Origin of the sequence: Ensifer sp. ENS09 (assembly GCF_014852425.1) — a bacterium.
GTDB lineage: Bacteria > Pseudomonadota > Alphaproteobacteria > Rhizobiales > Rhizobiaceae > Ensifer.
In genome coordinates, this window is sequence record NZ_JACVBP010000002.1 from 850647 (window position 1) to 863861 (window position 13215).

The window sequence follows — 13215 nt, forward strand, 5'->3', positions numbered from 1 at the left end:
CAGATCCTCAATGTGCGAGACGCTGGCGGGCGCGCCGCCAGACAATGGGGAGCGCGATCACCGAGATCAGCAGCAGGCCGATGAAGATCGACATGACGATGCCCGGCACGTTGAGCAGACCGAAACCGAAGGTCACCATACCCATGATCAGGGCGGCCAGCACGACGCCCGGGATGGTGCCGGAGCCACCGAGAATGTTGACGCCGCCAAGCACCACCATCGTTACCACCTCCAGCTCCCAGCCGAGCGCGATCGATGGGCGCGTCGAGCCGAGGCGCGAGGTCAGGCAGATCGAGGCGAGCCCGGCCATCAACCCGGTGAAAAGGAACAGGATGAACTTGATGCGCGCAACGCGGATGCCGGAGAAGAGCGCTGCCGTCTGGTTGTTGCCGATGGCATAGACCGCACGGCCGAAATTGGTCTTGTGCAGGACGACGCCATAGACGACCGCAAGGGCAACGAAGAGCGTGAACTCGAAGGAGAACACCCACCAGACATAACCCTGGCCGAACCAGGAGAAGCTGTCGGGATAACCGGTGAAAGCCTGGTCACCGAGAATGATGAAGGAGAGCCCGCGGAAAAGGCTCATGGTGCCGATCGTCACCACGATCGACGGCAGCCCGAGACCGGTAATCAACAAGCCGTTGATCGCCCCGCAAATGAGCCCGACTGAGAGGCCGATCAGCACCAGCGCCGGCGTGTCGAAGCCGAGTTGCACGGCATAGCCCATCGCCGTCGAGGCGAGCGCGATGATCGAGGCCACCGACAGATCGATCTCGCCGGAAATGATCACCAGCGCCATGGCGAAGGCAATCATCGCCTTTTCGGTGAAGTTGAAGGTCGCGTCCGAAAGGTTCCACGGGTCGAGGAAGTAGGGCGAGGCCAGCGAGTTGCCGAGAAAGATGAGGCAGGCAACGACAAGCAGCAGGCTTTCCCAGCTCTTCAGCAACCGCGCGCCTCGGCCTTCCAGCCGGTCGGGAATATGGCGTGGGGTAAGGTGGGTCTCGGCCATCAGACAGCCTCCGCCTTTCTCAAGATGACGCGGCCCTTGCGCCGCTCGGCGCGGGCGTTGACGGCAACGGCAATGATGATGACCATGCCCGAAATCGCCAACTGGGCGAAGGGCGAGATGTTGATGACCGGCAAGGCGTTCTTGATCACGCCAAGGAACAGCGCACCGAGCACCGCGCCTGCCACCGTGCCGATACCGCCGGCGATCGAGATCCCGCCGATGACGCAGGCCGCGATGATATCGAGCTCGAAGCCGGCAGCGATATCGACATAGGCGACAGCATAACGCGATACCCAAAGATAACCCGAGAGCCCGGCGAGCGCGCCCGAAAGGCAATAGGCGAAGAAGCGGGTGCGGCCGACATCGATGCCGGTGTAGACCGCCGCATGCGGATTGCCGCCGACCGCATAGAAGGCGCGTCCGAGGGCCGTGCGGCTCATCAACAGGAAGACGAGCGCGATCATCACCAGCGAGAGCCAGGAGAGAACCGGGAAACCAAGGAGTTCGTCGCGCGGCAAGGCCTTGAAGGCGTCGCTCATCTGGTGGGCGTTGATCCACTTGCCGCCACTCAGGAGAAAGATCATGCCGCGATAGATGGTGAGTGTGCCGAGGGTTACGACGATCGGCGGAATGTCGAGCTTCCAGACGAGTGCGCCGTTGATCATGCCGAGCAGCGTGCCGAGCGCGACCGCCGCAAGGATGATCAGCGGGATCGGCAGGCCCGGAAAGGCGGCGTTCAGCATTGCCGCCACCATGCCCGAGAGCGCGAGGTTGGCGGCCATCGAAAGATCGATGCAGCGTGTCAGGATCACCGCCATCTGGCCAAGCGCCAGAATGATCAGGATCGACGTGTCGTTATAGACGCGTGCGAGGTTCGCCGGCACGACGAAGGGCGGGAAACGCCAGGTGATCAGCGCCAGCAGCACGGCGATCGCGCCGACCAGCAACAGTTCGCGGTTCCTGAGGATGTTTGCCATCACGCGGCCTCCTGAATGCCGGCAGCGGCACGCACCAGCTTTTCCGCCGTCAGATCCGCGCGCTCGAAGCGCCCGGCGATCCGCCCCTCGCGCATGACGATGACCCGATCAGACATGCCCATGATCTCCGGGATTTCCGAGGAGACCATGATGACGCTGAGGCCCTGCGCCGCCAGTTCGCTCATGAAGGCGTGGACCGCTGCCTTGGAGCCGATGTCGATGCCCTTGGTCGGCTCGTCGAGGATGATCACCTTCGGCTTCGTCGCCAACCACTTGGCGATGACGACCTTCTGCTGGTTGCCGCCCGAAAGCGTGCCGACGTCCTGATCGAGCGAGGCGGCGCGAAGGTCGAGGCGCGCGGTGTATTCGCGGGCGAGCGCGAACTCGTTGGCGAGTTTCAGAAAGCCTGAGCGCGAGGTGCGCGACAGCGAGGGCAAGGTGACGTTCTGGAAGATCGGCAGGCCGATGATCGCACCCTGGCGGCCGCGCTCTTCCGGCACGTAGACGATACCAGCCCGGATCGCTTCAGACGGGCTGCGGATCACCAGCACCTCGCCATCGAGCCGGACGGCGCCGGCCGACGGCCGGGTGACGCCGATCAGCGACTGCATGAATTCGGAACGGCCGGCGCCGACGAGGCCGTAGAAACCGAGGATCTCGCCGCGGCGAAGCTCGAAGTTGATGTCCTCGAATTCGGTCGGGTGGCGGTAGCCGGAGACCGTGAGCACCGGTTCGCCGATCGCGACGTCCTTCTTCGGGTAGACCGAGCCGACGGCGCGGCCGACCATGAGGCGCACCAGTTCGTCCTGGCTGACATCGGCGATCAGCCCTTCATCGGCCATCGTTCCGTCGCGAAACACCGTGTAGCGGTCGGCGATGCGGAAGATCTCATCGAACTTGTGGCTGATGAACAGGATCGCCTTGCCGTCTGCCTTCAGCCGTTCGACGAGGGCATAGAGTTCGTGGATTTCCTTGTGCGACAGGGCGGCCGTCGGCTCGTCCATGATCACCACCTGCGCATCGATCGACAGCGCGCGGGCGATCGCGACCAGATGTTTCTTGGCGATGCCGAGATCGCGTAGGCGGATGGTCGGATCGAGATCGGCGCCGGCGCGCGCAAGCAGCGCGCGTGCATCGGCATTGAGCTTCTTCCAGTCGATCAGCCCGAAGCGATTGCGCGGAGCGTGGCCGAGAAAGATGTTCTCGGCGACCGAGAGCTCGTCGAAGAGGACGGTTTCCTGGTGGATCGCGGTGACGCCGGCGCGGGCGGCCGCAAGCGCCGTCGGGAAATGAACCTCCTGGTCACTGACGGAGATCGTGCCCTCGTCCGGCTGGTAGATTCCGGTCAGGATCTTCACCAGCGTCGACTTTCCGGCACCGTTTTCGCCGATCAGCGCGGTCACCGATCCCGGATAGAGCGCCAGCGAAACATCGGAGAGCGCCTTCACGCCGGGAAAGGACTTCGAAATCCCCTCGAGCGCAATGGCGGGCTTCATCCGCGATGTGAGCGTATCCTGCAGCAAGAGACAGTCCACCATTCAGTCGTTTCGATTATGCAAAGCTTGTCGAGGCGACGGTTACGCCGCGCGAGGTTGCCCCTCACCCTGCCCTCTCCGCGAACGGAGACAGGGAACGAGTATGCCGCACGCCTCCCACCTCGTCGGGAAGGGGGCAAACCGTTGCCGCTTGTCCCTTCTCCCCGTCGAACGGGGAGAAGGTGCCGGCAGCTGGATGAGGGGCTTTCGCCGGATCAGAAGATCTTGGCGAATTCCTCGACATTCTTGGCATCGTAGACGAACGGGTCGGCCATCGCGCCTTCGTTGTTGTCGTCGAGCTTGACGGCCCCCATGCGGCCCATCTTCAGTTCAGCACCGGGCTTCGCTTCGGCACCGTTGATCAGGTCGTAGGCAATCATCGTTGCGGAGTAGCCGAGATCGATCGGGTTCCAGATCGCGAAGGACTTGGAGGCGCCCGACTTCACGTGGCCTGCCATTTCCGAGGGAAGGCCGAGACCGGTGACGTTGATCTGGCCGATCTTGCCGGCGTCGGTGACGGCCTGGGCGGCTGCGACAATGCCGACAGAGGTCGGCGCGATGATCGCCTTCAGGTTCGGATAGGACTGAATGAGGCCTTGCGTTTCGCGGTAGGACTTGTCGGCGAGGTCGTCGCCGTAGACGGTCGCGACGACATTGATGCCCTTGTAGTTGCCCTCAACCTTCTTCATCTCGGCGATCCAGGTGTTCTGGTTGGTCGAGGTCGCCGTTGCCGACAGCACCGCAACGTCGCCGCCTTCAGGCAGGTTGTCGGCGGCGAGCTTGATAATCATGTTGCCGATCAGCGGGCTCGACGACGGGTTGAGGTGCATCAGGCGACCATCCTTGGCGACGCCCGAGTCCCAGGAGATGACCTTGATGCCGCGATCCATCGCCTTCTTCAGCGCCGGAACGAGGGCGTCGGTGTCGTTGGCGGAAACGGCGATGGCATCAACCTTTTGAGCGATCAGCGAGTTGATCACCTCGATCTGGCCTTCGGCGGTCGTCGTCGTCGGGCCGGTGTAGATCACCTCGACGTCGCCCAGTTCCTTGGCAGCTTCCTGCGCGCCCTTGTTGGCGGCTTCGAAGAAGCCGATGCCGAGCGCCTTGACCACGAGCGCGATCTTCTTGTTTTCCGCATGCGCGGCATTGGCCATCAGCGCCAGCGAAACGGCGGCCGTGACCATCAGTGACTTCAGGATCTTCATGCTCATTTCCTCCCAATGACCGGCACGCAACAAGCGTCACCGGCGCGATTTCCTCCATTGGCGATGCCCCGGCCCCTCCGGTCGTGAGCGTCACCTTCCCCTCTCCTCGCCTGCCTCAGGCGGACGAGGACATGTTCTCCGCATCTGCGCCGGCTCTCGAGCTGGCAACGACCAGCCGCACGCCGGCATTCTCGAGCATCGCGGCATGCCTGTCCTCGATGCCCGAATCCGTGATGACAGTGGCGATCCGCTTCAATCCGCACAGGATCAGGCTGGAACGCTTGTGAAATTTCGAGGAGTCGACCAGCACGACGAGTTCGTCGGCCTGGTCGATCAGTTTCTGCTCCGCCTGGATCAACAGCGGATCCGCCTCCATCAGGCCGAGCGGGCCGAGGCCCTGCGCCCCCATGAACATGCGGCGCGCATAGAAATTGCGCGTCACGTCATTGTCGAAGGGGCTGAGGATGATGTTCTGCTCGCGGTAGATCGTGCCGCCCGACAGCATTACCGTGTTCTTCGAGTGCTTCAGAAGATGCTCGGCGATCGGAAACGAATTGGTGAAAACCTGCATCCGGCGATTGCTGAGGAAATGCACCATCTGAAAGGTGGTGGTGCCACCATTGATGATGATCGGTTCGCCGTCCTCGCAAAGCGCCACTGCTTCCTTGGCGATCGCCTGCTTCTCGCGGGCATGCAGGCCTTCGTTGACCTTGAACGGCCGGCCGGCGAGCCCGACGAATTGCGGCGGGTTGATCGCCTCGGCGCCGCCGCGCACCCGGCGCAGCTTCTTCTGCACGTGGAGGGCTGCAATATCGCGCCGGATCGTCGCCTCGGAACTATCGGTCAGATCGACCAGTTCCTGGACGGTGACGACGGGCTTTTCCTGAACCGCCGACTGAATGATCCGGTGTCTTTCTTTCTCGTGCATGCGTTCCTCCCATGGCGTTCATGCTTCCATCACGATCGACCATTGTCAATCACGAACAATCATATTTTTTCATTGTGCAGCGCAATATGCGCGAACTTGATCGTTTTTGATTGACTTTAACGCTCAAGTCCTGTGATCTGATGCCAACCACATCTCTGCGCGGTCGCCAAGCCGCGCGACATCAGACCGGGAGGAAATCGAGATGCTCGACAAGCAGCAGGGTGCGCGACTTGCAAACCTTTGGGACGAGGCAAAGGCTGCCGGCATGAGCGAATCCGAGCGCTTGCTCTATCGCTCCAACCTGCTCGGCTCCGACAAGCGCATCACCAATTACGGCGGCGGCAACACCTCGGCCAAGGTGATGGAGAAGGACCCGCTTGGAGGCGGCACGGTCGAGGTTCTCTGGGTCAAAGGTTCGGGCGGCGACGTCGGAACGATCAAGCTCGACGGCTTTGCCACGCTCTATATGGACAAGCTCAACGCGCTGAAGTCGATCTATCGCGGCGTCGCGTTCGAAGACGAGATGGTCGGCTACCTGCCGCACTGCACCTTCAACCTCAATCCGCGCGCCGCCTCGATCGACACGCCCCTGCATGCCTATGTGCCGAAGAAGCATGTCGACCACATGCACCCCGACGCGATCATCGCGATTGCCGCAGCCAAGAACAGCCGTGAACTGACGGCAAAGATTTTTGGTGACGACATCGGCTGGCTGCCGTGGAAGCGCCCGGGCTACGAGCTCGGCCTGTGGCTCGAAAAATTCTGCCTGGAAAATCCCCGGGCGCGCGGTGTCGTGCTTGAAAGCCATGGCCTCTTCACCTGGGGCGACACGGCGAAAGAAGCCTACGGGACCACGGTCGAGATCATCAACAAGGCAATCGCCTGGTTCGAGGCCGAGAACACCAAGCCGGCCTTTGGCGGTGCGGTTAAGCCGGCGCTCGACGCGGCGGCCCGCGCCGACGTCGCGCGCAAGCTGATGCCGGTCATCCGCGGCCTGATCAGCGCCGACGAGAAGAAGGTCGGCCATTTCGACGACAGCCAGGCCGTGCTCGATTTCGTCACGTCGATGGATCTGAAGCCGCTGGCCGCCCTCGGCACGAGCTGCCCCGACCACTTCCTGCGCACCAAGATCCGGCCGCTGGTGGTCGATTTCGACCCGGCCAGCCCCGATGTCGACAAGACGTTGGCGGCACTTCCCGACGCGATCGCGGCTTACCGCGCCGACTACGCCGCCTATTACGAGCGCTGCAAACATGCCGACAGCCCGGCGATGCGCGATCCGAATGCAGTGGTCTATCTCGTGCCCGGCGTCGGCATGATAACTTTTGCCAAGGACAAGGCGACCGCCCGCATCTCCGGCGAGTTCTATGTCAACGCCATCAACGTCATGCGCGGCGCCTCCGGCGTCTCAACCTATGTCGGCCTGCCGGAACAGGAAGCCTTCGACATCGAATACTGGCTGCTTGAGGAAGCAAAGCTGCAGCGCATGCCGAAGCCGAAGAGCCTCGCCGGCCGGATCGCGCTCGTCACCGGCGGCGCCGGCGGTATCGGCAAGGCGACGGCCAACCGGCTGATGCAGGAGGGCGCCTGCGTCGTGCTCGCCGATATCGACGAGACCGCGCTTGCGGCGGCCGAAGGCGAACTCTCCAAGCGCTACGGCAAGGATTTCGTCCGCTCCGTCAGCATGAACGTCACCAGAGAGACGGCGGTCGAGGGCGGCTTTGCCGACGCGCTGCTCGCCTTCGGCGGCCTCGATATCCTCGTTTCCAATGCCGGCCTCGCCTCGTCTGCCGCGATCGAAGACACGACGCTGGCGCTCTGGACCAAGAACATCGACATCCTGACGACAGGCTATTTCCTCGTCTCGCGAGAAGCCTTCCGCATCTTCCGCCAGCAGAAGGCCGGCGGCAACGTCGTCTTCGTCGCCTCCAAGAACGGTCTTGCCGCCTCCCCCGGCGCATCGGCCTATTGCACCGCCAAGGCGGCGGAGATCCACCTCGCCCGCTGCCTGGCGCTCGAAGGCGCTTCCGCCCAGATCCGCGTCAACGTCGTTAACCCGGACGCGGTGCTGCGCGGCTCGAAGATTTGGACCGGCGAGTGGAAGGAACAGCGCGCCGCCGCCTACAAGATGGATGTCGACGACCTCGAGGCGCATTATCGCGAGCGCTCGATGCTGAAGCTCAGCGTCTTTCCCGAGGATATCGCCGAGGCGATCTATTTCCTTTCATCCGACATGTCGGCGAAATCGACCGGCAACATCATCAATGTCGACGCGGGCAACGCCCAGTCGTTTACCCGCTGATCGAGGAGAGTTTCATGACGACCACCATGATCAGCCAGGCGACGGTCGAGGCCGAAAATGAAAGCCGGCTCAGCGCACTTCGCCGGGACTATGAAAGCCTCGGCGAGAGGCTTGGCCGGCGCGGCATCGCCATCGACGAGATCAAGCGCAAGGTCGCCGCCTACGGCGTTGCCGTTCCTTCCTGGGGTGTCGGCACCGGCGGCACGCGCTTTGCTCGCTTCCCCGGCAAGGGCGAGCCGCGCAACATCTTCGACAAGCTCGAAGATTGCGCCGTCATCCAGCAACTGACGCGGGCGACGCCGACCGTGTCGCTGCATATCCCCTGGGACAAGGTGAACGACATTTCCGAACTGAAAGAGAAGGGCACGTCGCTCGGCCTCGGTTTCGATGCGATGAACTCCAACACCTTCTCCGATGCGCCGGGCCAGGAACATTCCTACAAGTTCGGCTCGCTGTCGCATGCCGACGCCGCCACGCGCGCCCAAGCGGTAGAGCACAATCTCGAATGCATCGAGATCGGCCGGCAGCTCGGCTCCAAGGCGCTGACGGTCTGGGTCGGCGACGGCTCCAACTTCCCCGGCCAGAGCAACTTCACCCGCGCTTTCGAGCGTTATCTCGATGCGATGAAATCGGTCTATGCGGCGCTGCCGGATGACTGGCGCGTCTACACCGAACACAAGATGTTCGAGCCGGCCTTCTACTCGACCGTCGTCCAGGACTGGGGCAGCAACTACCTGATCGCCCAGGAACTCGGCCCCAAGGCCTTCTGCCTCGTCGATCTTGGCCACCATGCGCCGAACGTTAACATCGAGATGATCGTCGCCCGCCTCATCCAGTTCGGCAAGCTCGGCGGCTTCCACTTCAACGATTCGAAGTACAGTGACGACGATCTCGACACCGGCTCGATCGATCCCTACCGGCTGTTCCTCGTCTTCAACGAACTCGTCGATGCGGAGACCCGCAAGGCCAAGGGGTTCCAGCCGGCGCACATGCTCGACCAGAGCCACAACGTCACCGACCCGATCGAAAGCCTGGTGACGAGCGCCACCGAGGTCTGCCGCGCGTATGCCCAGGCGCTGATCGTCGACCGCCAGGCGCTCGCAGGCTACCAGGACGACAATGATGCGCTGATGGCAAGCGAGACGCTGAAGGTAGCCTTCCGCACCGATGTCGAGCCGATCCTCGCAATGGCGCGGCTCGACAGCGGCGGCGCAATCGCACCTGTTGCAACCTACCGCAAGAGCGGTTACCGCGCAAAAGTCGCGGCTGAGCGCCCGGCCGTTGCCGGCGGCGGGGGCGGTATCGTCTAACCCTGAACCAAGCGGCACCGGGCTGCCATTTGAGGCCCGGCGCCGCATCCCACCCTCGACAGCTCAAAAAATCGCTGCGCGATGAAATTGCCCCCTATCTGATTTTAATTCCTGATCTATCTTTCCCTTGGAGATCCAACGGAAAGGGACCCGTTCATGGGCATTGAAAGCATTCTTGTCTTCCTGATCGTCGGCGCGGTCGCCGGCTGGCTCGCCGGGCTCATCGTCAAGGGCGGCGGTTTCGGCCTCATCGGCAATATGGTCGTCGGCATCATCGGCGCCTTCATCGCCGGTTTCCTCTTCCCGGCGATCGGCATCAGTCTCGGAACCGGCATCCTCTCGGCGATCCTGCACGCGACGATCGGCGCCGTCATCCTTCTGGTGCTGATCCGCATCGTCAAACAAGCCTGACCCATCGCCGGCGGCAGTACCCTTCGCGCCCGGGATGTCCCCGGTCGTTCCATCTGGACGCGCGAAGGGCGCTGTAGCACTGTGATCTGCCGGACGGGACATCGCATTTAGCCAGACGGAGGCGAGCATGAACGCGCTTTACACCGACAAGATCGAAACGGCGCTCAAGTCGTTCATTGCCGATCACCCGGGAATGCAGACACGGGATCAGGCGATTATCGCGATCCTCGAAAACTGGTTCACCAATCACGGCTACCTGCCACCGCAGCAGGAAGGTCTGCGTCCGGAAGACCTTGACGCTTCCAACGACGATTGAGAGATTTGCGCGCCCGGCAACAAGATCATCGCGCTCTCCGCGCCGCGGCCGACCGCCATTGCCTTTCAATAACGTGAACTGTTCGCCATGAGCCTGACCTCCGTCAAAGACTTCTTCTCAGAGCATGCCCCCGACATCGACGTCATCGAGCTTCAGCAAAGCACCGCAACGGTCGCGCTCGCGGCCGAGGGCCATGGTGTCGAGCCGGCGCAAATTGCCAAGACGCTGGCGCTTCGCGTCGGCGACGACGTGATCCTGATCGTCACGCGCGGCGACGCCCGCCTCGACAACAAGAAATACAAGGCCCGCTTCGGCACAAAGGCGCGCATGCTCGGCTTCGATGAGGTGGAGGCCGAAACCGGCCATCCAGTCGGCGGCGTCTGCCCCTTCGGTCTTGCCAAGCCGCACAGCATCTATTGCGACATGTCGCTGAAGGCCTACGACATCGTCGTGCCGGCCGCCGGCGCCACCAATGCGGCTGTGCACATCAGCCCGACCCGCATCGCCGAACTGACCGGCGCCGAGTGGATCGACGTATCCGAAACGTAGTTTGCCGTTTCGGAAACGCGGCCTGCCTTGGAATGGCCACAAAGCCTAACTGAAACCGCTGGCGCGTCCCGGCAGTGATTTGCCGGGTCCGTCCTTCCGTTGCCAGGAGTCCGTCAAGCATGAAGCTACTCGCGTACCCGCTCATCTTCGCCGCCACGTTTTCCCCGGCGCTGGCGATGGATCAGTCCCTGGTACGCCAGTTCAAGAAGCTCGATCCGCAGACCCGTCTGGAGCAGCGCTGTGACACCGAAGCGATGGAGCGCATCAACGCCGACAAGTCGAGCTTCAAACCGGACAAAGTGATTGCCTATACTTTCGCCGAACCGGTCGTGAAGGAAGACAAGATGAAGGCGCCGGGCGCCGTGTTCCGCAGCAAGGGGGAATGGTACAAGCTGAAGTTCAAGTGCCTCACCGACGCCGAGCACCTGGATGTCCTGTCTTTCGAATACAAGATCGGCGAGTTGGTGCCGCACGAGAGCTGGGACGAATTCTACCTCTACCCCTGACGGACGTCGAAGGACGCGGCGGCGTTAAAGGTGGCAGCCCTAAAGGATGGCCACGAGAAAGAGCAGCGAGCCGAACGACAACGCCGCCATGATGCTCATCAGCATTTTCATCATGTGCTCTGCCATATCACCCTTACCTCGCCACCATCGGAACGACCGCGACAGTGTATCCCGTCCGCCGCTTAGATCCGTCGGACAAGGAGCGGCGTGAGCCTGATCCGAGAGTGCGCTCGCATGGTTAACAAAGCGTTAATTCGAGCGATGCCGAGAGAGGTCGGGCACCCCCTATCCAAGACAAGGCTCACACAAGATCGACGCGGAATAAGGAATGGGCAGGGGGAGTTCCCTGCATGCGCGGTTTCCCCGCGTCTTGCGGCAGCCCCAGGGCTGGCAATGCGGGCAACGGGCAACGTCCGAGCGACGAGAAATCGCGCTAAATGAGCACCATGGAGAGGCGCGTGAGCCAGGTTAAGCTGAGCATTTGCATTCCAACCTACAATCGCGCGGCGTTTCTCGAAAAGGCGCTCGCCTATTTCGTCGACCTTTACCAATTCTCGTATAAGTACGAGATCATCATCTCCGACAACGCGTCGACGGACGACACGCGCGACGTGGCCGAGCGCTTCATCGCCAAGGGCTTGCCGATTCGTTATCTCCGGCAGGCGGAAAACTACGGTTCGGGCGCAAACGTCGTCAGCGCCTTCAGCCGCGCGACCGGCGAATATGTGCTCTACCTTGCCGACGACGACATCCTGATCAACGACGGCTTGCGCGAGGCGATCCGCTACCTGGATCTCAATCCGGAAGTCACCGCTTGCTACGCGCCCTGGTACACGCATGACGAAGTCGAGGAGCGCGATGATCCGCCGTTCTACATCGTCGACAAGGACACGAAGTTCAAGAAGCGCGCTTCCGAGGAAGTGTTCGACTTCCTCTGCGAGCGGCACGTGTTTCCGGAAATCGGCATCTACCGGGCGTCGGCGCTACGGTCGGCCTGGGTGCCCAGGAACTTCGCCTACTGGGCCTTCGCCTATCTCGCCCATTTTCTGGAGCAGGGCGCCGTCGCCTTCCTGAGAAAGCCGTTCTACCGACAGGTCACCCGTTCGAAGATTGCCCGCGACCGGCCGCAAGCCGGCCATGCCGACGTGCTCACCGCCTGGGACAGCTACCGCGGCGGCCTTGAATATTTCCTCTATTCCGGCGCCAAGCGCGGCGCCGTGCGGCTGACGCCCGACCGCCGGGCCTATCTCGATGCGCAGGTGCGGGATTTCACCATGCTGCGCATGACGGTCGCGCTGCGCATGTGGATCGCGAAGAAGGACTACATCCGAGCCTATGAGCTTTATACTCGTCTGATGCTCGGCGGCTTCGAACACCATCCCGAACTGCAGCGGTCAAAGGGCGTTCTGCCGCTCATGGTCGCCCTGCAGACGGTGATGTGGCACACGAACGCGGTCGCCGAGATCGATCGTCTGGTGCTTCACGGGGTCGACGACCATGGTGCGCTAGAAGAACTGTTGCGTGACCTTGGCCTGCGCTCCCATATCGCCGTCGTTCCCGGTACAACGGAACTCACGCCGAACGAAATTGCCCGCACCGCCGTCTTCGTCACGGCAGACAGCGACCGCAAGCACTATCTTCGCAAGGGGCATCTGCCGAACCTGGTGGTCAGCGAAAGCGACATCCTCAACCACGTTCTGCTTTAAAATATAAAAGGGCGCCGCTGGCGCCCTCGTTTGTTTCGCAGGTTATGCCGGGTAGCGCGACGGGCAAAAAGGCCGCTTGACCACGCACGCCCCACGGATACCGCATTACTTGCGCATGATGCCCTTGTAATAGGCGCCGTTGCGCGGCGGTGGGCGGTTCACGACCTTGGCCTCAGGGTTGTACTTCTCGCTTTTGTGGCCTTCGTTGATGGGCGTTGTCGATACGCCCTTGTAGTAGCTTCCGCCGGCAAATGCCGGAGCAACGCCGACCACGGCGACCGTCGCAGTCACCAAAGCTGCCAGAGAGAGTGTCGCAAGTTTACGCATGTCTAATCCTCGTTGACCCGGCCGCGCCCCCGTTTTTTCCGGATGTCGCGGCCTAAATTGTGCGGCGACGAACTGCGCCGCTCAGGTCCTCCCGCGCGCCAGAATAGGCAGAAGCTGCGACACGCCTGTAA

13 protein-coding genes are annotated in these 13215 nt (G+C 62.3%); 7 read left to right on the forward strand and 6 right to left on the reverse strand.

Annotated elements, in window-relative coordinates; genetic code table 11:
• Positions 1-7: 7 nt before the first annotated feature.
• The 5 genes from IB267_RS12270 to IB267_RS12290 form a co-directional block, all read right to left on the reverse strand.
• The gene (locus IB267_RS12270; RefSeq protein WP_192447873.1) at positions 8-1012 is read right to left on the reverse strand and encodes an ABC transporter permease; all 1005 of its coding nucleotides are present in this window, start codon (positions 1010-1012) and stop codon (positions 8-10) included.
• Positions 1012-1992, reverse strand: coding sequence for an ABC transporter permease (locus IB267_RS12275; protein WP_192447874.1), 981 nt, complete (start codon positions 1990-1992; stop codon positions 1012-1014). Before IB267_RS12275 ends, IB267_RS12270 begins: the two co-directional genes overlap by 1 nt.
• Entirely contained in the window at positions 1989-3485 is a 1497-nt protein-coding gene (locus tag IB267_RS12280; protein ID WP_192447875.1) for a sugar ABC transporter ATP-binding protein, read from the reverse strand. The genes IB267_RS12275 and IB267_RS12280 overlap by 4 nt, the downstream gene beginning before the upstream one ends.
• Positions 3486-3739: 254 nt before the next feature.
• Positions 3740-4729 carry a rhamnose ABC transporter substrate-binding protein gene (gene rhaS / locus IB267_RS12285; protein WP_043613083.1) on the reverse strand — a complete coding sequence of 330 codons (990 nt, stop codon included), beginning with the start codon at positions 4727-4729 and terminating at the stop codon, positions 3740-3742.
• 115 nt (positions 4730-4844) lie between these two features.
• A complete protein-coding gene (locus tag IB267_RS12290) occupies positions 4845-5657 on the reverse strand; it encodes a DeoR/GlpR family DNA-binding transcription regulator (RefSeq protein WP_065774466.1) in 813 nt (270 codons plus the stop codon).
• A gap of 202 nt (positions 5658-5859) precedes the next feature.
• On the opposite strand from IB267_RS12290, the gene IB267_RS12295 reads away from it, so the two are divergent.
• From IB267_RS12295 to IB267_RS12325, 7 genes are all read left to right on the forward strand, one after another.
• Positions 5860-7959, forward strand: coding sequence for a bifunctional rhamnulose-1-phosphate aldolase/short-chain dehydrogenase (locus IB267_RS12295; RefSeq protein WP_192447876.1), 2100 nt, complete (start codon positions 5860-5862; stop codon positions 7957-7959).
• Between the two features lie 14 nt (positions 7960-7973).
• On the forward strand, positions 7974-9269 hold the full coding sequence (rhaI, locus tag IB267_RS12300) for an L-rhamnose catabolism isomerase (protein ID WP_192447877.1): 1296 nt from the start codon (positions 7974-7976) through the stop codon (positions 9267-9269).
• Positions 9270-9425: 156 nt separating this feature from the next.
• Positions 9426-9680, forward strand: coding sequence for a GlsB/YeaQ/YmgE family stress response membrane protein (locus IB267_RS12305; protein ID WP_034796969.1), 255 nt, complete (start codon positions 9426-9428; stop codon positions 9678-9680).
• Positions 9681-9807: 127 nt separating this feature from the next.
• On the forward strand, positions 9808-9996 hold the full coding sequence (locus tag IB267_RS12310) for a hypothetical protein (RefSeq protein WP_034796970.1): 189 nt from the start codon (positions 9808-9810) through the stop codon (positions 9994-9996).
• Between the two features lie 87 nt (positions 9997-10083).
• Positions 10084-10545: a YbaK/EbsC family protein gene (locus IB267_RS12315; RefSeq protein ID WP_043613094.1), complete on the forward strand. Its 462-nt coding sequence runs from the start codon at positions 10084-10086 to the stop codon at positions 10543-10545.
• Positions 10546-10664: 119 nt separating this feature from the next.
• Positions 10665-11051: a DUF930 domain-containing protein gene (locus tag IB267_RS12320; protein ID WP_192447878.1), complete on the forward strand. Its 387-nt coding sequence runs from the start codon at positions 10665-10667 to the stop codon at positions 11049-11051.
• 458 nt (positions 11052-11509) lie between these two features.
• A complete protein-coding gene (locus tag IB267_RS12325) occupies positions 11510-12757 on the forward strand; it encodes a glycosyltransferase family 2 protein (RefSeq protein WP_192447879.1) in 1248 nt (415 codons plus the stop codon).
• 105 nt (positions 12758-12862) lie between these two features.
• Here the strand turns inward: IB267_RS12325 and IB267_RS12330 are convergent, their stop codons facing one another.
• The gene (locus tag IB267_RS12330; protein ID WP_090294984.1) at positions 12863-13084 is read right to left on the reverse strand and encodes a hypothetical protein; all 222 of its coding nucleotides are present in this window, start codon (positions 13082-13084) and stop codon (positions 12863-12865) included.
• Between the last annotated feature and the right edge of the window lie 131 nt (positions 13085-13215).

Coding starts and splice junctions, on each gene's coding strand:
- IB267_RS12270 (WP_192447873.1), bottom strand. CDS start 1,012: ATGGCCGAGACCCACCTTACCCCACGCCATATTCCCGACCGGCTGGAA.
- IB267_RS12280 (WP_192447875.1), bottom strand. CDS start 3,485: ATGAAGCCCGCCATTGCGCTCGAGGGGATTTCGAAGTCCTTTCCCGGC.
- rhaS (WP_043613083.1), bottom strand. CDS start 4,729: ATGAAGATCCTGAAGTCACTGATGGTCACGGCCGCCGTTTCGCTGGCG.
- IB267_RS12290 (WP_065774466.1), bottom strand. CDS start 5,657: ATGCACGAGAAAGAAAGACACCGGATCATTCAGTCGGCGGTTCAGGAA.
- IB267_RS12295 (WP_192447876.1), top strand. CDS start 5,860: ATGCTCGACAAGCAGCAGGGTGCGCGACTTGCAAACCTTTGGGACGAG.
- rhaI (WP_192447877.1), top strand. CDS start 7,974: ATGACGACCACCATGATCAGCCAGGCGACGGTCGAGGCCGAAAATGAA.
- IB267_RS12305 (WP_034796969.1), top strand. CDS start 9,426: ATGGGCATTGAAAGCATTCTTGTCTTCCTGATCGTCGGCGCGGTCGCC.
- IB267_RS12310 (WP_034796970.1), top strand. CDS start 9,808: ATGAACGCGCTTTACACCGACAAGATCGAAACGGCGCTCAAGTCGTTC.
- IB267_RS12315 (WP_043613094.1), top strand. CDS start 10,084: ATGAGCCTGACCTCCGTCAAAGACTTCTTCTCAGAGCATGCCCCCGAC.
- IB267_RS12320 (WP_192447878.1), top strand. CDS start 10,665: ATGAAGCTACTCGCGTACCCGCTCATCTTCGCCGCCACGTTTTCCCCG.
- IB267_RS12330 (WP_090294984.1), bottom strand. CDS start 13,084: ATGCGTAAACTTGCGACACTCTCTCTGGCAGCTTTGGTGACTGCGACG.